At 69.8% G+C, this 20,299-nt stretch carries 23 protein-coding genes; 6 read left to right on the plus strand and 17 right to left on the minus strand.

Features of this window, described 5'->3' with window-relative positions; genetic code table 11:
- On the plus strand, positions 1–289 hold a 289-nt coding region (locus J5X86_RS32470), incomplete at its 5' end, for a substrate-binding domain-containing protein (protein WP_208520281.1).
- A 123-nt stretch (positions 290–412) separates the two neighbouring features.
- On the opposite strand, the gene J5X86_RS32475 is transcribed toward J5X86_RS32470, so the two are convergent.
- The 6 genes from J5X86_RS32475 to J5X86_RS32500 form a co-directional block, all read right to left on the minus strand.
- Positions 413–1,855, minus strand: a complete 1,443-nt coding sequence (locus J5X86_RS32475; protein WP_208520282.1) for a sugar porter family MFS transporter — start codon at positions 1,853–1,855, stop codon at positions 413–415.
- Between the two features lie 303 nt (positions 1,856–2,158).
- Entirely contained in the window at positions 2,159–3,088 is a 930-nt protein-coding gene (locus J5X86_RS32480; protein ID WP_208520283.1) for a hypothetical protein, read from the minus strand.
- Complete coding sequence (locus J5X86_RS32485; RefSeq protein ID WP_208520284.1) at positions 3,085–4,512, minus strand: L-fuculokinase; 1,428 nt, start codon at positions 4,510–4,512, stop codon at positions 3,085–3,087. The genes J5X86_RS32480 and J5X86_RS32485 overlap by 4 nt, the downstream gene beginning before the upstream one ends.
- Positions 4,509–5,582 (minus strand): LacI family DNA-binding transcriptional regulator, encoded by a 1,074-nt coding sequence (locus J5X86_RS32490; RefSeq protein ID WP_208520285.1) that lies wholly within the window; start codon positions 5,580–5,582, stop codon positions 4,509–4,511. Before J5X86_RS32490 ends, J5X86_RS32485 begins: the two co-directional genes overlap by 4 nt.
- Before the next feature lie 276 nt (positions 5,583–5,858).
- On the minus strand, positions 5,859–6,431 hold the full coding sequence (locus J5X86_RS32495; protein WP_208520286.1) for an AAA family ATPase: 573 nt from the start codon (positions 6,429–6,431) through the stop codon (positions 5,859–5,861).
- Between the two features lie 147 nt (positions 6,432–6,578).
- Positions 6,579–7,520: an NAD(P)-binding domain-containing protein gene (locus J5X86_RS32500; RefSeq protein WP_374229315.1), complete on the minus strand. Its 942-nt coding sequence runs from the start codon at positions 7,518–7,520 to the stop codon at positions 6,579–6,581.
- On the opposite strand from J5X86_RS32500, the gene J5X86_RS32505 reads away from it, so the two are divergent.
- The gene (locus J5X86_RS32505; protein ID WP_374229316.1) at positions 7,431–7,775 is read left to right on the plus strand and encodes a substrate-binding domain-containing protein; all 345 of its coding nucleotides are present in this window, start codon (positions 7,431–7,433) and stop codon (positions 7,773–7,775) included. The genes J5X86_RS32500 and J5X86_RS32505 overlap by 90 nt on opposite strands.
- 84 nt (positions 7,776–7,859) lie before the next feature.
- Here J5X86_RS32505 and J5X86_RS32510 read toward each other — a convergent pair whose 3' ends face one another.
- Both J5X86_RS32510 and J5X86_RS32515 read right to left on the minus strand, forming a co-directional pair.
- Positions 7,860–8,210 carry a universal stress protein gene (locus tag J5X86_RS32510; protein WP_243982007.1) on the minus strand — a complete coding sequence of 117 codons (351 nt, stop codon included), beginning with the start codon at positions 8,208–8,210 and terminating at the stop codon, positions 7,860–7,862.
- 5 nt (positions 8,211–8,215) lie between these two features.
- A complete protein-coding gene (locus tag J5X86_RS32515; RefSeq protein ID WP_243982009.1) occupies positions 8,216–9,688 on the minus strand; it encodes a sugar porter family MFS transporter in 1,473 nt (490 codons plus the stop codon).
- 348 nt (positions 9,689–10,036) lie between these two features.
- Between J5X86_RS32515 and J5X86_RS32520 the strand changes: the two genes are divergently transcribed.
- A complete protein-coding gene (locus J5X86_RS32520; protein WP_208520288.1) occupies positions 10,037–11,047 on the plus strand; it encodes a LacI family DNA-binding transcriptional regulator in 1,011 nt (336 codons plus the stop codon).
- Here J5X86_RS32520 and J5X86_RS32525 read toward each other — a convergent pair.
- Both J5X86_RS32525 and J5X86_RS32530 read right to left on the minus strand, forming a co-directional pair.
- Positions 11,018–12,124 carry an NAD(P)-binding domain-containing protein gene (locus J5X86_RS32525; RefSeq protein WP_208520289.1) on the minus strand — a complete coding sequence of 369 codons (1,107 nt, stop codon included), beginning with the start codon at positions 12,122–12,124 and terminating at the stop codon, positions 11,018–11,020. The genes J5X86_RS32520 and J5X86_RS32525 overlap by 30 nt on opposite strands.
- A gap of 7 nt (positions 12,125–12,131) precedes the next feature.
- Positions 12,132–12,443, minus strand: coding sequence for a hypothetical protein (locus J5X86_RS32530; RefSeq protein ID WP_208520290.1), 312 nt, complete (start codon positions 12,441–12,443; stop codon positions 12,132–12,134).
- A 255-nt stretch (positions 12,444–12,698) separates the two neighbouring features.
- Here J5X86_RS32530 and J5X86_RS32535 point away from each other — a divergent pair, with 255 nt between their 5' ends.
- From J5X86_RS32535 to J5X86_RS32545, 3 genes are all read left to right on the plus strand, one after another.
- Complete coding sequence (locus J5X86_RS32535; RefSeq protein WP_243982012.1) at positions 12,699–13,529, plus strand: helix-turn-helix transcriptional regulator; 831 nt, start codon at positions 12,699–12,701, stop codon at positions 13,527–13,529.
- A 1-nt stretch (position 13,530) separates the two neighbouring features.
- Positions 13,531–13,743: a DUF397 domain-containing protein gene (locus J5X86_RS32540; protein ID WP_208520292.1), complete on the plus strand. Its 213-nt coding sequence runs from the start codon at positions 13,531–13,533 to the stop codon at positions 13,741–13,743.
- Positions 13,744–13,824: 81 nt separating this feature from the next.
- Positions 13,825–14,445, plus strand: coding sequence for a class I SAM-dependent methyltransferase (locus J5X86_RS32545; RefSeq protein ID WP_208520293.1), 621 nt, complete (start codon positions 13,825–13,827; stop codon positions 14,443–14,445).
- A gap of 19 nt (positions 14,446–14,464) precedes the next feature.
- Here J5X86_RS32545 and J5X86_RS32550 read toward each other — a convergent pair whose 3' ends face one another.
- From J5X86_RS32550 to J5X86_RS32580, 7 genes are all read right to left on the minus strand, one after another.
- Positions 14,465–15,589 carry an alpha/beta fold hydrolase gene (locus J5X86_RS32550; RefSeq protein ID WP_208520294.1) on the minus strand — a complete coding sequence of 375 codons (1,125 nt, stop codon included), beginning with the start codon at positions 15,587–15,589 and terminating at the stop codon, positions 14,465–14,467.
- Positions 15,590–15,681: 92 nt separating this feature from the next.
- Complete coding sequence (locus tag J5X86_RS32555) at positions 15,682–16,542, minus strand: ABC transporter permease (RefSeq protein WP_208520295.1); 861 nt, start codon at positions 16,540–16,542, stop codon at positions 15,682–15,684.
- A 3-nt stretch (positions 16,543–16,545) separates the two neighbouring features.
- On the minus strand, positions 16,546–17,514 hold the full coding sequence (locus tag J5X86_RS32560) for an ABC transporter ATP-binding protein (protein WP_208520296.1): 969 nt from the start codon (positions 17,512–17,514) through the stop codon (positions 16,546–16,548).
- Complete coding sequence (locus tag J5X86_RS32565; RefSeq protein WP_208520297.1) at positions 17,511–17,933, minus strand: lasso peptide biosynthesis B2 protein; 423 nt, start codon at positions 17,931–17,933, stop codon at positions 17,511–17,513. The genes J5X86_RS32560 and J5X86_RS32565 overlap by 4 nt, the downstream gene beginning before the upstream one ends.
- Positions 17,930–18,187 carry a lasso peptide biosynthesis PqqD family chaperone gene (locus tag J5X86_RS32570; protein ID WP_208520298.1) on the minus strand — a complete coding sequence of 86 codons (258 nt, stop codon included), beginning with the start codon at positions 18,185–18,187 and terminating at the stop codon, positions 17,930–17,932. Before J5X86_RS32570 ends, J5X86_RS32565 begins: the two co-directional genes overlap by 4 nt.
- Positions 18,184–19,887, minus strand: a complete 1,704-nt coding sequence (locus J5X86_RS32575; protein WP_308124791.1) for an asparagine synthase-related protein — start codon at positions 19,885–19,887, stop codon at positions 18,184–18,186. Before J5X86_RS32575 ends, J5X86_RS32570 begins: the two co-directional genes overlap by 4 nt.
- 215 nt (positions 19,888–20,102) lie before the next feature.
- Entirely contained in the window at positions 20,103–20,234 is a 132-nt protein-coding gene (locus J5X86_RS32580) for a lasso RiPP family leader peptide-containing protein (RefSeq protein WP_208520300.1), read from the minus strand.
- Between the last annotated feature and the right edge of the window lie 65 nt (positions 20,235–20,299).

Raw genomic sequence — 20,299 nt, forward strand, 5'->3', positions numbered from 1 at the left:
CGCCAACGACCTCCTGGCGCTCGGAGTGCTGCAGGCCCTTTTCGCGGCCGGGGTGTCGGTGCCGGGGGAGGTGGCGCTGGTGGGGTACGACGACATCGAGTTCGCGGCGGCGGCCGCGGTGCCGCTGACGTCGGTGCGCCAGCCGGCGTTCCGGATGGGGCGTACGGCGGCCGAGCTGCTCATCGAGGAGACCGGTGAGGAGGCGGAGGACCATCAGCACCGGCGGATCGTCCTGCAGCCCGAACTGGTGGTCAGGGACTCGACGTTCGCGGCGAGGCCGGGGGCGTGACCTCGAGTGCGCTGACTTCGTGGCGTGGGGAAAGGCCGGAGCAGGGCCAGGCCGTCGGCCTGGCCCTGCTCCGGGGGAATCCGGGATGGCCGCTTCAGGGAGCTGCGGCTGCCGGGCTCAGGTTCAGGGTCGCGCGACAGTGGCGGCCGTCGTCGGGGCGCCGGTCTCCGGCTGAACGGGGGGAGACGCGGGTGCCGGTGAGCCCTGAAGCACGGTTTCGATCTCTTCGAGCCGCTTGCCACGGGTTTCGGGCATGCGCCGGGCGAGGAAGACGAAACCGAGGGCTCCGAGGACGGCGTAGCTGAAGAACAGGCCGCTCGGGGTGATGGCGTTGATCGTGGTGAGAACGGTGACCGAGATCAGCAGGTTGAGGATCCAGTGCGTGGCCAGTCCGAAGGAGCCGGCCTTGCCGCGCACCGCGGTGGGGAAGACCTCGCTGTTGACCAGCCACATGGCGATTCCCAGACTGGCGGAGAACGCGGCTTCGTAAGCCATCAGGGCGGCGACGAGCAGGACCCGGCTGATTCCCGTGAGGTCGGTCGCCGCGTACAGGGTGCCGATGAGGACCAGGGCGGCGACGGTGATGCCCGTGCCGGTCAGCAGCAGCGGGCGCCGCCCGACCCGGTCGACGAGGAGGTAGCCGAGGAAGGTGAAGGTGACGTTGGCGACGCCGATGCCGACGGAGGAGAGGATGGCGGCGGAGCCGCCGAATCCGGCGCGGGTGAGCAGGGTGGGCGTGTAGTACGTGACGGCGTTGACGCCGACGAGCTGGTTGATGGCCGCCACGCCGATACCGAGGACGATTCCGGGGCGGAAGCGCTGCCCCAGCAGGTCGCGGTAGGAGAATTTCCGTTCCGCGGCCATGGAACTGACGATGGCGTTGACTTCTTTGTCGACGTCGGCCGGGCTGTGGTTCTTCGCCAGGGTCCGGCGGGCCTCGTCGATGCGTCCCCGGGTGAGCAGCCAGCGCGGGCTCTCTCCGAGCCAGGCCAGACCCACGAGCATGCCGACGGCGGGAACGGCGGCGATGGCGAGCATCCAGCGCCAGGCGCCGGAGTCGGAGAGCAGATAGCCGACGAGGTAGGAGCTGAGGATGCCGGAGCTGATCATCAGCTGGTTGACGGAGACCAGGCGACCGCGCAGATGGGCGGGGGCGATCTCGGCGATGTAGGCGGGTACGGCGACCGAGGAACAGCCGATGGCCACGCCGAGCGCGACGCGGGCCACGAGCAACTCGGCCAGGGAGGTGGAGACGGCCGAGACGGCGGCGCCGATGGTGAAGACCACGGCGGTGGTGGCGAGCGTGCGTTTGCGGCCGATGCGGTCCATGAGGCCGCCGCCGGTGGCGACACCGATGATCGCGCCGACGAGCAGGGAGGCGACGACGATCTGCTGGGCCTGGTCCCCGAGCTGGAACTGTGGGCCGATGTAAAGCAGAGCGGCAGAGATGATACCGGTGTCGTAGCCGAAGAGCAGGCCGCCGAGAGCGGCGATAAAGGTGGCACCGACCCCTGCCGTGCGTGTGGGTTTCCCGGAGGTCGGCTGAGAGTATGTCTTGGTTGCCATGTGATTCTCCGATCCGGCACGCCATCAAAGCGCCGCAAAATGGGCGCAATTTGACATCGACTCTGGGCGTGCGCTGTGATGGATCTCCTGGTGTGCCGCCGTTGAAGTCGGCACCTGGGTCACCCGATGACAGTGGGCTCGCATACAAACCGACCTATTCCATGGAGTCTTGTATGCGAGTCGATCGGGCTGCTGGTTTCCCGGTGCGGGCTCTGGCCGGAGCCCGCACCGGGGAACCTCTCTGGTGGCTTCCGGCTCAGTGCGTTCCGGTTGCCGTGGGCGGTGTCGCTGCTTCGCCCGTACTCACTCGCCGACGACCGAGCGCCACGGGACGGCACGGCCGTCGATGGCGGCGATGCACTCGTCCAGACGGCGGCGGCCGGTCTCGGCGAGGAATGTCTGGCGTTCGGCGGGGTCCATGCCGACGGCCTCGCGCCAGATGGCACGTCCGCCGATGAATCCGCTCGCGCCGCCTTCGTCGCAGGCGATCTTCAGCACCTCCTGGAACTGTTCGAACGGCACACCCGCGGAGAGGACGGCCCACGGGACGCTGACGGCGTCGGCGATACGGCGGGTGTCCTCGGGGGTCCCGGGATACTCCAACTTGAGCAGGTCCGGCTGGAGTTCGTTCAACAGCCGCGCGGCTTCCACCACGGCGTCGGCCTTGGCCTGTGCGGACAGCTCTTCCGCACCGGGAATCGGATAGATCAGGTTCTCGATGATGGAAGGGATCCCGGCGGCACGGCAGTCGGCGATGACCTCGCGGACGACATCGAGAGCCTCGGCGATCAGATCCGGCTCGCCCGTCGCGCGGGGGCGGTCCGGGCGCATCTGGACGAAGAACTTCACCGCGTGGCCGCCCATGCCTGTGACCCAGGCGGCGTTGAGCTGCGGATCGCGCCCCGGACGCGGCTCGCCGTTCCACTTCTGACGCTCGGCCGGTTCGCAGGCGACCAGGATGCCGCAGCTCTCGGCGGCGGCACCGTCCGCGACGGCGGCCGGTACGCCGAAGTCGGGGTCCAGCAGGAAGCCGCTGGCCGAGGGGGAGAGGGAGGCGACGACATCGTGCTTGAAGGCGCGCAGGTCGGCGGCGGCACCGTCCTGGCCGATGGCGGTGAACATCCGGCGCAGCGTGTTGCGCTGGTCCAAGGCGACGATGGCGAAGGTGCCCTCGGGCCCGGCCAGGACATCCAGGTCCTTGGCACGGGTAGTGGGGGTCTGAAGTGCACTCATGCGGAGATTTCCTGTTCCTGTATCTGTGGTGATGTGCGTGGGGGGTTCGTGGGGTGGGCGAACTCGGTCGCGAGTTCGCCGAGATCGCCGGCGCGGCCGCGGGCGGCCCATTCGGCGATCACCGCGGCGCCGAAGGCGCTGGGCTGGTCGACGTCGGCGAACCTGACCTTCGGCAGCGATGCGGTCTTGGCATGGCGGAAACTGGACATCCGGGTCCAGCCGCCCGCCGCGGTGATGCACGTCGCGGCGGGGACCTCCCGCTCCATCGTGGAGATCACCGCCTCGGCTTCGGACATGGCGTGGCGTAGTGCCGCGTCCCACACATCCGCCGGGCCGATCTCGTCGCTGGCGAGTTCCAGGACCACGTCCGTGGCGGTGGCGTGGGCGCCCCGCACCCGAAGTGGCGGGCGCGTCCGGTCGGCGTCGGCGAGGGCGGCGTCGAGGCGGTCACGGCCTTCGGCGTGGTCCAGGCCGAGCATGCGCAGGGTCCTGCCGAGCAGCAGCCCGCCGCGGGTGCCGCCGAGGAGGATCCAGCGCCGCGGGAGAATGTGCATGCCCTGGGCCAGGCCCGCTTCGGTCAGACGTCGGCGCTGGTCGTCGGCCAGCGGTTCGGAGATCACACGCATCATCGCTTCGGACGTCCCGCAGGAGTCGAAGAGATGGCCGGCATCGGCGGCGTGCGCACCGACGGAGGCGACGGGATGGTCGTGGCCCGCGACCGTGATCACCGCACCGAGTAGCGCGTCGGGCGCCCGGTCGGCGCGCACGGTGCCCAGGGGGGTGCCGGCGTCAGCGGTCTCGGGGAGCAGGTCGGCGGGCGCACCCAGCGCCCCCAGCAGCTGGGTCCACGCCATGCCGGTGGCCTGGTCGAGCAGTCCGGTGCGCGACAGCAGCGACGGCTCTCCCGCCGGTGGGGCACCGAGGACGTGCGCCAGATACTCCGGGACGCTCAGCCAGCACGACCCGGCGGCCAGGTCGTACCCCTGCCCGGCGAGCCAGCCGATCTTGGCGGCCGAGCACAGCGGGCTCAGCGGCAGCCCGGTGCGCCCGCTGAACTCGGCCGCCAACTCCACCGGCAGAGCAGTCAGTTCAGCACGGCCACGCGGGTCGAACCAGGCGATCACCGGAGCCGTCGGGCGGCCGTCGCGGCCCAGGAGCACACCTGATTCGGCCATCCCGGTGAAGGCGATTCCCCGCACCGTGACCGCACCGACGGCGGCTTCCACCTGTCGTAGGGCGCTTGCCACGGCGGCCAGCACCGAGTCGACGAGGACGTCGGCCGTGATGTCGGCACGGCCGTCGCGGTCGCGCCGCCACGGAGTGCGGCGCCGGTCGAGCGCCAAACGACGCCCGGCCTGGTCGAGGATCAGAGCTTTGGTCTCGGTGCTGCCGATGTCCACGCCCATGACCACGGAGGTACTCATGCGCTGCGCTCCCCTCGCCCCGGACATGCTCCGGACGCGCCTCGGGCCCCGGCACCGCGGCTGCCACCGACCACGCCACGCCCCGAGGCGTTCGGGGGCAGCTCACCCGAACCGCGGGGGATCAGCTCGGCGGGAATAACCGTCCGACACACCGGCAGGTCCGGGACGTCCATGCGCTCCAGCAGCCGTCGCGCGGCCACTTGCCCGATCCGCTCCGGGTCCTGCTCGAGCACGGTGATGCCGGGCACCAGCGTGCTGGCCATCGGAAAGTCGCCGAAGCTGACCACAGCGACATCCGTACGGCGGCGCGCGTGCAGGGCCGGCACCAGGCCGATCGAGCAGCGGGCATTGGAGGAGAAGACCGCGGTCGGCGGCTCCCGCAGCTCCAGCAACCGGGCCGTCATCCCCGCTGCCTCGTGTTCGGTCGGGCAGCCGTCGGCCACCAGGTCGGGCACCACAGCCAGACCGGCTTCCTCCATGGCGGAGCGGTATCCGGCGAGCCGCTCGCGGGTCGTCGACACATCCGGCGAGTCCCCGAGGAAGGCGATCCGCCGGTGGCCCCGGTCGATCAGGTGCCGGGTTCCGGCCGCCGCGGCCTCGAAGTTGTCGGTCACCACTGTGTCGGTGTCCACGCCGGAGGGGCCGCGGTCGACGAAGACCATCGGAAGGTCCGCCAGGTGAGGACCGAGGTAGGACTGGTCCCCGCCAACGGCGACGGCTAGCAGACCGGAGATCTGCCGACGCATCAATCCCTCGATCACCTGGCGCTCACGCTCCGCGTTCCGGCCGATGCTGGAGACCAGTACGGCGAGGCCCCGCTCCAGAGCGGTGCGCTCCACCGCTTCGGTCATGGCGGCGAAGAAGGGGTCGGCGACGCTCTCGACCGCCATGGCGATGACGTGGTCGCCACCGACGCGGAGGGAGCGCGCCGCGCGGTTGAGCCGGTAGCCGAGGGAGGCGAAGGCGTCCAGGACCACCTGTCGGGTCTCCTCGGTGACCTGCGGGTCGTTGTTGTACACCCGCGAAACGGTCTTCGCGCTCACCCCGGCCCGCTCGGCGACGTCCTTCATGGTGGGCCTGCCCTGCTTCCGGGGCGGGCCACCGCTACCTGAACTTGCTGGTGTGCTGTGGGTCACGAGCCCATTGGAAACGCTCGATGTCATCGATGTCAATGAAAAGTTACGAGCTCTTTGTCATCGATGTCATGGAGGCCTCCACGGCGTTCGGGCAGCGCAAAGTGCCCGGCGTCGGGGAGCTCCGTGCCGGTTTCCCGGAGGCTGATGGGGGTGTGGTGCGAGTGGGTACGGACGATGGCGCGAAGCGGCTCGGCGGTGTGCGGGGGCGGATCAGCGGTGTGCGCGGAGGGCCTGCCGCGCCTGCCGCAACTGCTCGGCCATCGACGCCGTGGCGTCAACGGCCGTGTGCTCCACCACGGGTGGGCGCAGCGCCGGACTGGTCAGGAAGGCTCGCACGTCGGCGAGCTTGGAACGGTCACGCGTGGCCGCGCGCTCCCGCATCCGCCGCACGAGCTCCTCGCCCGGACACGCCAGCCATATCAGCCGGGGCTCGGCACCCGCCCGCCGCAATCGCAGGCGGACCCTCTCCCACGCGGCACTTACGGTGCGCTCGGTGGTGAAGGGCGCGACCATGACGACACCGTTGCCCGCCTCCACGTTGTGCACGGCGGTGTCCAGCAGGGCGTCATAGGTCGCCCGTCGGGTGGCCTGCCGCAGTAATGGATGATCCAAGTCCCCGTCCGCGCCCAGGATGTCGCTCAAGACGGTCGTCAGCGGACCGGTCATCACGTCCTGGTCGAGGAGGGTCGCCCCGGTATCGCGGGCCAGCGCCGCGCCGAGGACGCTCTTGCCGCTGGCGGGAGGGCCGGTCAGCAGCACGGCGTACAGCGGGTCTGCGGACATCGGGGGAGCTTGTCGGTCACTGTGTGCTCTCGGGTTCGTGAACGGTGCCACAACCGTCATGCAACTCCGAGCATGTCATCGATGTCAACAGGTCCGTTCACACGCGTTCGCCGGCGCGGCCTGCCTCCGGCACCGTCTCGGGGGCATTCAGGCGACGGCCCCGGCCCAGCCGCGCGCAGTGCGTAGCGCCTGGATGTCCCGTACGGCGGCCCGGCCCGCCCGGTTTGCGCCGACCGTGCTGGCCGAGGGCCCGTAGCCGACCAGATGCACCCGCGGATCGCGGACCGCCCGGGTCCCCTCGACGGCGATCCCGCCGCCCGGCTCGCGCAGCCGCAGCGGGGCGAGATGGTCGATCGCGGCGCGGAAGCCGGTGGCCCAGAGGATCACGTCCGCGTCGACGTGACGCCCATCCGCCCAGGCCACCCCGGACGGGGTGATCCGCTCGAACATCGGCAGCCGCTCCAGCACGCCCTTGGCCCGGGCCCGCTCCATCGCCTCCGTCATGGGCAGCCCGGTCACCGACACCACGCTCTGCGGCGGCAGCCCCCGCCGGACCCGCTCCTCCACCAGCGCGACGGCGGCGCGCCCCTGGTCCTGGCCGAACGGCCCGGTGTGGAACACCGGCGGGCGCCGTGTCACCCAGGTCGTCTCCGCCGCCACCTCCGCGACCTCCAGCAGATGCTGCACCCCGGACGTACCGCCCCCGACGACGATCAGCCGCTGCCCGGCGAACGCCTCGGGCCCCGGGTACTGCGCGGTGTGCAGTTGCCGCCCCCGGAAGGTCTCCTGCCCGGGGTTGCGCGGCCAGAAGGGCCGGTCCCAGGTCCCGGTCGCGTTGATCAGTGCGCGGGCGGACCATGTCCCGGCCGAGGTCTCGACCAGCAGTCGGCCGTCGTCCCGGTCCCGCACGGCGGTGACATGCACAGGCCGGACGACCCCCACCGCCGGGCGCGGGAGCTGGTGCCGGAGGCCGAGTTCCGCCATACCGATGCCACGGCCGTGGAGTTCCCGGCCGCCTCCTTCGACGCCGTGGTCTCCCTCTACGCCCTGATCCACGCCAACGACCTCCTGGCGCTCGGAGTGCTGCAGGCCCTTTTCGCGGCCGGGGTGTCGGTGCCGGGGGAGGTGGCGCTGGTGGGGTACGACGACATCGAGTTCGCGGCGGCGGCCGCGGTGCCGCTGACGTCGGTGCGCCAGCCGGCGTTCCGGATGGGGCGTACGGCGGCCGAGCTGCTCATCGAGGAGACCGGTGAGGAGGCGGAGGACCATCAGCACCGGCGGATCGTCCTGCAGCCCGAACTGGTGGTCAGGGACTCGACGTTCGCGGCGAGGCCGGGGGCGTGACCTCGGGTTCGCCGGTCTCCGCGGCGTCGGGAAGGGGCCCGGCACGGGCGAATTCCAGGGGCCCTTCCCGACGCCGGGGCCCGGTCAGACCGGAGGTTTGACCGCGACGACGGGGACGCGGCTCTCCAGCAGCAGCCGCTGGCTCACGCTGCCCAGCAGCGCCTTGCCCACCGGTGAGCGCCGGCGGATGCCGATAACCAGCCGGTCGACATCGGGCCGGGCCTCGATTTCGTCCAGAACGGCGTCGACGGGGTCGCGGTCACCGGGACCGCTGCGCTCGACGATCGTGATCTTCAGGTCCTCGGGCAGGCCGGAGCGGTCCAGTGCTGACAAACGCAGATTGACCAATACCAGATCGGTGCCCAGCAGACGGGCCTCGGCGATTCCCGCGGTCAGTGCGTGGTCTCCCTCGCGGCCCTCGGCGATTGCGGTCATGACGGTCATGGTGTGGAGCTCTCCTCTCGGGGCGGGGTGGGTGAGGAGTAGCGGGCGCGGAAGTCGTCTTCCAGCTCTTCCAGCGAGCGGCCCTTGGTCTCGGGAACACAGGTCGCGATGAAGATGATGGCCAGCACACCGAAAGCGGCGAAGCCGAGGAAGGTGTTCGAGATCCCCAGAGCCTTCACGACGGGCGGGAAGCCGAGGGCGACCAGGGCGTTCGCCATCCACAGCACGAAGATGCTGATACCGATGGCCAGGCTGCGGATCTTCAGCGGGAACATCTCGGAGAGGATGAGCCAGACCAGCGGACCGATGGTGGCCTGCATGGAGAAGACGAAGAGCACGACGAACACGAGAATGAACCACGCCTTCGCACCGCCCTCGGGCAGCAGCATCGCGGAGAGACCGACGAGCAGGTGGAACGTGGTGGTGAGGGTGAACCCGCCGAGCAGCATGGTGCGTCGCTTGATCTTGTTGATGACCGACACGCCCACCGCGATGCCGATGACGCTGAAGGCGCCGTTGAGGGTGTTCGCGATGATGGCGGAGTCGCCCGAGAACCCGGCGTCGCCGAGCAGTTGCGTACCGTAGTACATGACGGAGTTGATGCCGGTGAACTGCTGACAGAATCCGAGCCCCGCCCCGATCAGGATGAGCACACGCACCCATCGCACTCCGAGATCCACCCGGCCCGCGGTCTTGGCGACCCGCTCCTCCTCGGCGAGGCGGTGGACCTCGGCCATCTCCGCCTGGGCCCGCTCGGGGGTGCGGACCTGCGACAGGACCGCGAGTGCCTCGTCGTCACGGCCCTGGGCGACCAGCCAGCGCGGGCTTTCCGGCAGCCGCAGCATGCCGATGAACAGCCCGATCGCCGGAAGGAGGGCGACGAGCAGCATGAGCCGCCAGATGCCATCGGTTTCGCCCCAGAGATTGAAGATGACCGCGTTGATGACGAACGCGGCGAACTGGCCGGACACGATCATCACCTCGTTGCGGGTGACGATGGAGCCGCGGCGTTCGACCGGGGCGATTTCGGCCAGATAGACCGGAACCGTCGCCGAGGCACCGCCCACGGCGAGGCCGAGGATGAAGCGGAAGAGGGCGAGCACCTGCCAGCTCGGCGACAGTACGCAGCCCACGGTGCCGACCATGAACACCAGGGACAGCAGCAGGATGTTGTGGCGGCGGCCGTGCCGGTCCGACAGCACTCCGCCGATCATGGCGCCGAAGGCGGCACCGAAGACGAGGTTGCTGACGACGATTCCCTCGGTGAGCGCGGTCAGTCCGAGGTCGTCGGTGAGCGGATCGAGGGCGCCGTTGACGACGCCGGTGTCATAGCCGAACAGCAGCCCGCCGAAGGTCACGATGACGGCGACCAGGCCGAGCCGTCGTGAATGGGGACCTTTGGTGTCCGGCGGCAGTTCGGGTTCTTGGGGTGCGATGCCCGAGTTCTCGGAGTCGAGTCGGGTGTTCATCGTGTCTCCTCGTGGAGGCAGCGGAGGTCGTGGTGGCGCCCCGACACGTGCGGTGGTATCCAGTGTCGACTGAGTGGGGGCGTGCTTGGGCCCGGTGCGGCGACGCAGCCATCTCGGCAGGGGTCGCCTGCCGCGCGGTCTCGTGGCTGCCCAGCCGCGATCGCGCGGCTACGGAGGGCCTTTGTCTGTTTGTCAGTACAACTAGTACGTACAAGTGCTACGTACTATGGGAGCGCGGTGTGACGCATGTCAAGACATGAGCACGAGGAGGTCCACATGAGGGATCCGGGGGGCGTCGGCCGGACGGGTGAGCCGGGAGCCTCAGTGGGGCGCCCCAAGCGTCCGACCATGTCCGACGTCGCCGCGCGTGTCGGTGTCTCGCAGGCCCTGGTGTCACTGGTGTTCCGCAACCAGCCCGGCGCGAGTTCCGAGACGCGCCGACGCGTGTTCCAAGCGGCCGAGGAACTCGGCTATCGTCCCGACACCGCCGCCCAGCTTCTGCGACGCACGCGAAGCCGGCAGTTGGGCGTGTTGTTCACCATGCGCCAGCCACACGACGTGGGCATCGTCGAGGCCCTCTACCCCGCCGCCCAGAAACACGGCTACACCCTCGTACTCAACGCCATGTTCGCCACCCGCGACGAGCGTCAGGGGGTGGAAGAGCTGCTCGGACTGCGCAGTGAAGCCATCATCACCATCGGCGCGACGTCCAGTCGGCAACACCTGACCACGGGCGTCGGACGGACCCCCATCGTGGAGATAAGCCCGCGCACGAGAGCCGCCGGTGTGGATGTCGTCCGGACCGCCGAGCGCAGGGGGATGGGCCAAGCGGTCGACCACCTCGTCACGCTAGGACACCGCGCCATCACGCACATCGAAGGCGGCGCCATGCCCGGCGCCGACGAGAGGCGACGCGGATACCGTGCCGCCATGCGCCGCCACGGACTCGCCGATCACATCCGGGTCCACCCCGGCGACTACACCGAGGAATCCGGAGCCCAGGCGGCCCGGGACCTGCTCGCGCTGCCCGAGCTGCCCACGGCGGTCATCGCCGGGAACGACCGCTGTGCACACGGTCTGCTCGGCACGTTCCTGCGCGCCGGCGTCAGAGTGCCCGAGGACGTGTCCATCGTCGGCTACGACGACAGCCAACTCGCCCGGCTGTCCTTCATCGACCTCACCTCGGTGCGCCAGGACGCCGCCGAGGCGGCGGAGACCGCCGTCCGGGCAGCCGTCGAACGACTCGACGAGGGGCGTACCACCGACCGGGACATCGTCCTCAACCCCACCCTCGTCGTCCGGGGAAGTACCGGCCCGGCCCGCACCCCGTCAACGCCCGACGGTGACCTTCTCCGGTGACCACTGGCTGGCGTACGGGGCATCCAGCAGCTCCTGGATGTCCCGTACGGCGGCCCGGCCCGCCCGGTTGGCCCCCACCGTGCTGGCCGACGGCCCGTAGCCGACCAGATGCACCCGCGGATCCCGGACCGCCCTGGTCCCCTCGACGGCGATCCCGCCGCCCGGCTCGCGCAGCCGCAGCGGGGCGAGATGGTCGATCGCGGCGCGGAAGCCGGTGGCCCAGAGGATCACGTCCGCATCGACGTGGCGACCGTCCGCCCAGGCCACCCCGTCCGGGGTGATCCGCTCGAACATCGGCAGCCGCTCCAGCACGCCCTTCGCCCGGGCTCGCTCCATCGCCTCCGTCATGGGCAGCCCGGTCACCGACACCACGCTCTGCGGCGGCAGCCCCCGCCTGACCCGCTCCTCCACCAGTGCGACGGCGGCGCGCCCCTGGTCCTGGCCGAACGGCCCGGTGTGGAACACCGGCGGGCGGCGGGTGACCCAGGTCGTCTCCGCCGCCACCTCGGCGACCTCCAGCAGATGCTGCACCCCGGACGTACCGCCCCCGACGACGATCACCCGCTGCCCGGCGAACGCCTCGGGCCCCGGATACTGCGCGGTGTGCAACTGGCGGCCCCGGAAGGTCTCCTGCCCGGAGTAGCGCGGCCAGAAGGGCCGGTCCCAGGTCCCGGTCGCGTTGATCAGCGCGCGGGCGGACCACGTCCCGGCCGAGGTCTCCACCAGCAGCCGTCCGTCGTCCCCGTCCCGTACGGCGGTGACATGCACAGGCCGGACGACCCGCAGATCGAAGGCGCGCTCATACCGTGCGAAGTACGCCGGGATCACCTCGGACGAGGGCCGCTCGGGATCCGCGTCGTCGCTGGTCAGCCGCATGCCTGGCAGGTCGTACATCCCGTGCACCTTGCCGTACGTCAGCGACGGCCACCGGAACTGCCACGCCCCGCCGGGCGCGGGCGCGTGGTCGAGCACCACGAAGCCCGTCCCGGGCTCGTACCCGGCCCGCCGGAGGTGATAGGCCCCGGACAACCCGGCCTGCCCGGCACCGATGACCGCGACGTCCACGCTGTTGTTCATGGTTCTACTAACTCTGCTCGGGGGCGGTCTCTTCCCGGTCCTCCAGCCGCCGCCCCCGGCTCTCGGCCACCCGCAGTGCGTCATGCAGCGCCTCGGCGAGCCGATGCCCCGCAAACCGCAGCTCACCGATGTCGGCCTTGCGGTCCTGGAGCAGTGGCCGCGCATGCCCGAGGAGCTCGGCCCCGGTGCGAAGCTGTACGGCCTCCATCTCGTCGGCCAGCCGTGAAAGGTGGCTGGTGCCGGTGTCGTCGGTGACGAGGTAGCAGGGCTGCCCGTTCAGTCCGGGCCAGGGCAGCAGACGGGGGCGGGATGAAGGCATGAGGGCTCCATGGCGTTCCGAGGTTCGGCTACCGCGAGTGATGAGGCGGTGGCGGAAACAGCTTCGGGTGCGCGGAAGTGGGCGCGCAAGATGACAGCTAATTTCCGCTTCAGATGGCATATGTGACCGAGTGGGCAAATGACCTGATGCGGCGGTCCGCCCTTGCCAGACTCAGAACTCGCACGGCGACATGGCAGGCTCGACCCACCGGGAGGCATACTCGTGGCAGCACCAACGGGACCGACGGTCCGTCGCATGCAACTCGGCTGGGAGCTCAAGCGGTTGAGGGACAAGGCCGGATTCACCCTCGCGGAGGCCGTGGACGGGTTGACGTTTTCCACCACGAAACTGTTCCGCGTCGAGAACGGCCTCTCGGCCCTGCCCAAGGCCGCGGACCTGAAAGCCCTCTTGGACCGATACGGCGTCGAGGACGAGGACGACGTGGACTTCCTGGTCGAGATCCACCGGGACTCGCTCAACCGGGGCTGGTGGTCGCTCTATCGCAGCGTGCTGCCGTCCGGCATGGGGATGTACATCGGGCTGGAGAGCGGCGCTCGAAGCATCCGGGCTTGGCAACCGAGCGTGGTGCATGGGCTGTTGCAGACCGAGCGCTACGCCCGGGAGATGTTCCAGACCGCCAAGCCGGTTGAGGAGACGACGACGGAGTTCGTCGAACGCCACATCCAGATTCGAATGGAACGCAAGAAGGCTCTCACACGCAGAGACGGCCCATTGGAACTTTGGGTCATCCAGGAGGAAGCAACACTGCGGCGGGTGGTGGGCGGCCCGGAGGTTATGCGCGAGCAGTATGAGGAGATCCTTGCCTTCGCGCAGCTCGACAATGTGACCGTCCAGATCCTCCCGATGGCCACAGCCACGTACAGGACAGGTGCCAACTTCAACCTGCTCGAGTTCGGCAGCCCGCTTCCGACGGTGGTGCAGAGCGACGCAGCCGACGGGTCGGAGATCAGCGACAAGGACACCACCATCTGGAGTTTCTCCCGCAGGTTCGAGGCCCTGCGGGCAGGAGCTCTCGCGCCCGGCGAGACACCGGAATTCCTGCAACGACTAGCACGGGAGATCTGATATGACCCACCGCATAGCTTCTGACGTCGCGCCCGAAGGTGCCTGGTTCAAGTCGTCCTACAGCGAGAACAACGGAACCGCGTGCGTCGAGATCGCCCACCTGCCCCACACCGCCCAGGTCGGCATCCGCGACTCCAAGGACAAGGGCGGCCCCGCCCTGGTCGTCCCGGCCGGGGCCTGGGCGGAGTTCGTGGCCGCAGTGCGCAAGGTCTGACGGTGCTGCCGGGCGCGGGCATCGTCTCGCGCCCGAAAACCGTTCGCGGAACGCACCCGCCCCCAACTAGCGTGCCTCGCCGTGGACATCGACGATCCCAAGGACGTGGTCAGGCGCGGGTATGACGCGCTCTCCCGCCACTACGAACAGTCCTATGCCACCGAGACCAAGTACCAGCCCTGGCTCGGGGCACTCCAGCAGCGCATCCCGCCCGTCGCCACCGTGCTGGACCTCGGGTGCGGCTGCGGCATCCCGGTCGCCCGGGTGCTGGCGTCCGCAGGACACCGGGTGACCGGTGTCGACATCAGCGGGGAGCAGATCCGCCGGGCGCGGGAGCTGGTGCCGGAGGCCGAGTTCCGCCAGGCCGATGCCACGGCCGTGGAGTTCCCGGCCGCCTCCTTCGACGCCGTGGTCTCCCTCTACGCCCTGATCCACATCCCCCTGGCGGAACAGCCTCCCCTCCTCGCCAGGATCGCCACCTGGCTCCGCCCGGGTGGCTGGTTCCTGGCCACCACCGGGCACACCGCCTGGACCGGCACCGATGACAACTGGCTCGGCGGTGGCGCCACGATGTGGTGGAGCCACGCCGACGCCGCGACCTATCGGACGTGGCTCACCCAGGCCGGACTGACCGTTGAGGGAGAGGAATTCGCCCCCGAGGGCGACGGCGGCCACGCCCTGTTCTGGGCGCGGCGACCGTGACGTGTCCCGGGATCTTGTCTCAGCCGACGGGCCCGTCCTCACCGGCCTTCTGCCAGGCGCAGCTACCGAGCGTGGCCCGGCCCTTCTCGACCAGCGGGTCGGCGATCCGGGCCGGTGGCATGGAGCTGTGGCCCCGGTAGCAGATGACCGTACGGTCCGTGTGCCCGGCGAGGTCGACGAGGATCTGGTCCCAGTGCCGGTACTGCACGTCATGCCCCGAGTCGGCGTAGCTGCGCACGGCCGGGTCGCCGGGCAGGTGCTCCTTCCAAGTGTCGATCGTGCTCGGCGGCACGGTCGTGTCCTTCTTCCCGCTGTAGATGGTGACGGGGGCCGTCAGCTTTGACAGATCGGGGCCGGGCCGCTGGCAGTAGAGCTTCTGCTCATGCACCTGAGGCGCGGGGTCGGCCTTCTGCCCGCGCTGGTTGTAGGTGCGGGCGCCGTCCTCGAAGGCGGTGTCGGCGAAGCCGGGGATGCGCTTGGTCGGGCTGTCGTCCGGGAACGCCCACCAGACGCGGGGATCGGCGATCTGCTTCTCCAGCGACTTGCCCAGCTCCTCGTCGGACATCGAGCAGTACGGACGCTTCGCGCCGTACGGCGGCAGCGCGGCGGCCAGGTGCAGTGACTGAATGCGGTCCGGGGCCAGGGACGCCAGCTCGGCGGCGTAGGGACCGCCGCCGGAGATGGCGACCACACTGACCTTGCGCACCCCGATACGGTCCAGCACCTGAAGCGCGTCCTTGGCGAAGTCGGCCTTCCCCAGGCTCTTGTCGAACTCGGTGTCCCCGAAGCCGTTGCGCTCGACCGATATCAGCCGCAGCCCGAGGGACTCCCGGGTGCTGCGCAGGAAGTCCGTCATATGGGCCACCCGCGCACTGGTGCCCGTGCCGCCGAGGTAGAGAACCGGCTTTCCGTCCCGGGGTCCCTCGTCGATGTAGTGGGCGGTGCGCCCCGACTCCAGTTTCATCCCCCGGACCTCGGGGCCGAGCGAGTCGAAGTCGTCCTGGATACGGACCCGGTGGACATCGGTGGCGTGCGGCTCCCGTGGCGCGGTGGCCGTGGCGGTGGCGCTCACGGCTCCGGAGCCCGTGAGCAGGACGGTGGCGACGGCGGTGGCGGCGATACCCGTGACAAGCGTTCTGGGCACGTGTCTCTCCTGGTCATAGGGGGAGGTGACGCAGTGGGCGGGACGATCGCCACCTACCCCCTTTGATCGGGAAGACTCCGAGCGGAGGGAAGCTAGTCGATCCTGGAGAAGCGCCGTGCCGCGGTGGCCAGGGCAACCAGCGCCAGCGCGCCGACGAACGCCATCTCCACCGCAACGGGTGGCTGCCAGCCCCACCAGCGCGGCCCGCCGCCGGTGGCGGCATCGGACAGTGTGCGGCGCATCGCGTCGACGGCATAGGTCAGGGGGTTCGCCAACACCGCGCCGTTCAGCCATCCGGGCAGCCCGCTGACGGGGAAGAGTGCTCCGGACAAGAAGAGGAGGGGCATCATCGAGATGCTGACCACGGCCTGGAACGTCTCTATGCGTGTGATGCTCACGGCGGCCAGCGCTCCCAGCGCGGTGAGTGCCAGCGTGGTCACCAGCAACTCCATCAGCACCGGTGCGAACAGAAGCGGGTCGTAAGTGACGCCGAGCACCCCGGCGATACCGAGCACCAGCGCGCCGTATGCGGTGGCGGCGGTCGCGCCGCCCAGGCAGATACCGGTGATCAGAGCGCTGCGGCGCACCGGGGCGACCAGCATCTCGCGGAGGAAACCGGCCCGGCGGTCCCACACGATCGATACTCCTGTGTTCACCGCGGGCGCCTGGACGACCATGAGGAGCATGCCGGGCAGGAAATAGGAGCGAAAGTCCGCGTCACCGCCCGTGTCGCGCATGGCGGAGTTCAGTCCGGTCCCCAGGACCATCAAGAACATCAGAGGCGTGAGCAGGCTCATGAGGAGGCCGACGGGGCTTCGGGAGAGCCGGATGAGTTCGCGCTGCCACATGACCCGGACCGTGCGCAGATTCCGGGCGTGGGTGCTGCCGCTCCATGAGATCAGGGCCGGGGGCGCCGTCGTGGTGTTCTTGGACGGTGCTTCGGTGGGAGCCACGGTCTATCCCTTCGGTTGAGGGCCGCCGTCGTCGATCTCCCGAATGGTGCGGCCGGTGTAGTACAGGAAGACGTCGTCCAGGGTCGGCGGCGTCACGGTCACCGAGTGGACGGGAATCGTGAGTTCGGCGCACAGCAGGGGGACGAAGCCCGCCGCGTCGGACACTCGCAGGCCGATCCCCCGGGGCTCGGCAATCGCCTCCAGCCCGAAGCGCTCGCGGATGGTCCGTATGGCCGTGTCGTCGTCGCCGGTGCGCAGGACTACCAGGTCAGCGCCGACGACGGCCTTGAGCGTGGCCGGTGTTCCCTCGGCCACCAGGTGCCCGTCGTCGATGATGGCGATCCGGTCGCAGTGCTCGGCCTCCTCGAGGTGATGTGTCGTCAGGAAGACGGTGATGCCCTGCTCCTCCCGCAACTGGTGGAGGTGTTCCCAGATCACGGCTCGGGTCTGCGGGTCGAGTCCCGTCGTGGGCTCGTCCAGGAAGAGCACACGCGGGGTGTGCATCAGCCCTCGGGCGATCTCCAGCCGCCGGCGCATACCGCCGGAGAAGGTGCGGACCGGATCGGAGTGGCGCTCGGCCAGGCCCATCAGATCCAGCATGGTGAGGGCTCGATCGCGTCCCTCGCGCCGGGGGAGGCCGTAGAGATCAGCGTGGAATCGCAAGTTCTGCCCGGCGGTCAGGTCCACGTCCAGGGTCGTCTCCTGGAAGACGAGCCCGATGCGGCGGCGCACCTCATCGGGCTCGTGACGGATGTCGTGGCCTGCCACTTCCGCCCGGCCCGCGGTGGGGCGCAGAAGCGTGCTCAGCATGCCGATGGAGGTGCTCTTGCCCGCGCCGTTGGGCCCGAGGAAGCCGAAGATTTCGCCGGAGGAGACCGTGAGGTCGAGGTCGCGCACGGCCGGAACGGCGCCGTAACTCTTGCCGAGCCCTCGGGCCAGAACGGCCGTACCGGCGCCGCCGTTGACGTTCACGGCCGGCTCCGTACCGTCATGAGGACATGGAAGTACCGGATTTCATCGATGTTCTCACCGATGGGCTTGCCGTCGACCTCCACCCAGGCGTGGGCTTGGAAGGGCTGGGTGCGTACGCCGGTGCACCAGTCCGGCCAGGTGCCGGTCATCCGGCACAGCAGCGCGGTGGCGATGGAACGTTGCAGGCACCGGGGCCCGGCGCAGGGCACGCTGACCGCTACCACCGCGTTGCGGGCTCGCAGGGTCTGGGTCTCCGTCGCCGGCCGGGATCCGCGTCGCGCGCATTCCAGTACCTTGCGCAGACGCTGGGGCGGCAGGTAGGTGAGCAACCGGGCGATCCCCACCGCGGTCAGCGCGGCCGGACGCAGATGCCATGGCGGAGTGGTGGGAGTCTCAAGGCTCAGGGCTCGCACGCTCATGAGGCCACCATCTTCGCGGCTCGAAGGGCGTCGACCAGTTTCTCGACGTCGGCCGTCGCCGCTTCGGGCGCTCCGGAGAAGCGTTCGTGCAGGGTCGAGGCGGCGGACGCGACGGTGCCGCCCGCGAGGAGGCATCGGAGCACCAGCGCGCCGGTGTCGTTGAGCTGCCAGTACCGGCCGGTGCGCTCGTCGAGCAGCACCATGCCGGTGTCCGTTTCGGTGCTGGTCACATGGGAGGCGAGGGAGAAGGTCACGATGCTCCTCGGACGGGTTGGGGTGTGGATGTTCCGGCAGCCCTCGCATCGGCCGGCAGTGCGCGGAGCCACAGTTCGTTGGCGAGCGTCAGCTCGAAGGGCATGAGCGGCCTGGTGTCGATGTGCAGGCTGTTCAGGACGGTGCGGATGCCGTCGACGTCCACCAGCCCCAGCCGTGCGAGCCGTGAGTCCTCGAACAGTTCCGTGAGACGGCGCCGGTGGCGGCGCAGCCCGATGTACAGCTCGGGGCTGGCGTCGGCCTTGCTCTGCCGGGCGAGGAGGTCATCGGGTGCGATGCCGCGCATCGCCGCGGCGAGGACCGGTTTGACCTGGCCGGGCGCCATACGATCGGCCAGCCTGATGGACATCGCCGCCTCGAGCACTCGGTCGTCGATAAAGGGGGCTTGGAAGGAAACGCCGAATCCGGCGCCGATCCGCGAGCTCGTACGCACGGCGGTGCCGTTGACCTGGGTCAACCGCAGCATCTCGTGGTGTACGGGCAGGGGGGCCAGCGGTTCGGGGTTCTGCGATGCGACCTGGCGGATCCGGCGGCGTACCGCGTCGATGGCATCCGGGGTGGCCCAGGGAGGCATCTTCGGTGCGATCTCCCAGTCGACGGCGGTGCCCCAGGCCCGTTCGGCGGTGATGTCCTCGGCCGCCGAGGCCATCCACCGCGGGTAGGACTGGTTGTACAGGAGAACGCGTAGCGTGCTCGCCCACGACCAGCGGCGCATCGACTTCATCGCCCGAGCAGGACGGATCGCGCTGATCGGGCTGCTGCGAGCGAGTGCGTGCAGTGACAGGGCGCTGGGGATGAACAGCTCGTCCGAGCCGGTGCCCTGCAGATGTATGGCGGAGCCGTGGTCGGCGACAAGTCGCGCGTGGTGTTCCATCATCGGCCGACGGGCGAAGGACAGTGGCGTATCGGTGTCCTGGGCGGTGTCGCCGTCGGCGACTTCCGCGTAGATCCCGGGCGTGGCGTTCATGGGGACCACCAGGTGCTGGGCGTGGGGCAGCCGGTCCGCGCACCGGGCGGCCCAGATCCTGTCCTCGTTCGCGGGGTCCGAGGACTGGACGTGGACGGTCACCAACCGCGTGTCATGCCGGGCGGCGAGAAAACACAGGCTCGTCGAGTCCTTCCCGCCGGAGAGGTCGGCGCTGATGGTGGCGCCCCGTGACGTACGTGCCGCGACGGCCGCCTCCAGGGCCTCGCGCAGCGCGGCGACACCTGGTTCCAGCGGGAGTTCGGGGTCGGGCGGCGTCCAGTAGCGGGTGGTGCGCTCGGTCCCGTCGGCGTGGATGTCCACGTAGTGGCCCGGGAGCAGGGTCCGCACTCCCCGCCATACGCTCGTCATGTTCAGCGGCCAGGGCGGACCGAAGGGGGTGAGCAGCTGCAACGCGAGCAGTTCTTCGTCGATGCCGGCACCCGTCATCGACGCTATGGTCTGCGGCCGGTCGGCTGCCACCGTCACGCCGTCGACGCGGCCGTGGAAGAGCTGGCACGCGGTCGAGACGGTTCCTTGGGCCCGCACGCGGCCGCCGATCGACGCGACCAGATGGAAGCAGCCCGACAGAGACCGGGCCAGCGTGTCCAGATCGTGGACGGTGTGGACGGTGCGGAGCCGTTCGGCCAATGCGGCGGAGGTCACCGTGGTGGTTCCCAGCACTGCCGCGGAGTTCTGCCCCACGGAAGCGGTCACCACCTCGCGGTCGGCCCAACGACCCACGATCAGCGGGCGACCGGAGCTATGCGGAATCATTTGTGAGCGCGCCGAGTCCGGCAAGAGCGCCGTGATTCCCGCACTCGCCGGGTGATCCGGAAGGATCAGGAATTCCATGTCGATCTCCCTGTCGGGCGGACCCAGGGCCATTCCTGGGTCCGCCATTTCGCCTGGGAATGGTCGGGGCCGAGGGTTTAGAAGTCGAACCACCCGCCGTTGAGCGGGTTGTCGATCCACCGGCCGCAGCAGCCGAAACGGGTGAGGTCGGCGAAGTCGCCGACCTCGACCAGCATCGGAGGCTCGTATCCCAACTGCTCTGCGATCACGAAGAATCAGCTCCTTGGATTGTTGGCCGCAGCCGGTCCGGAAGGGCCCGGGGGACGGACACGGA

Origin of the sequence: Streptomyces sp. NEAU-YJ-81, assembly GCF_017592595.1 — a bacterium.
GTDB lineage: Bacteria > Actinomycetota > Actinomycetes > Streptomycetales > Streptomycetaceae > Streptomyces > Streptomyces hygroscopicus_B.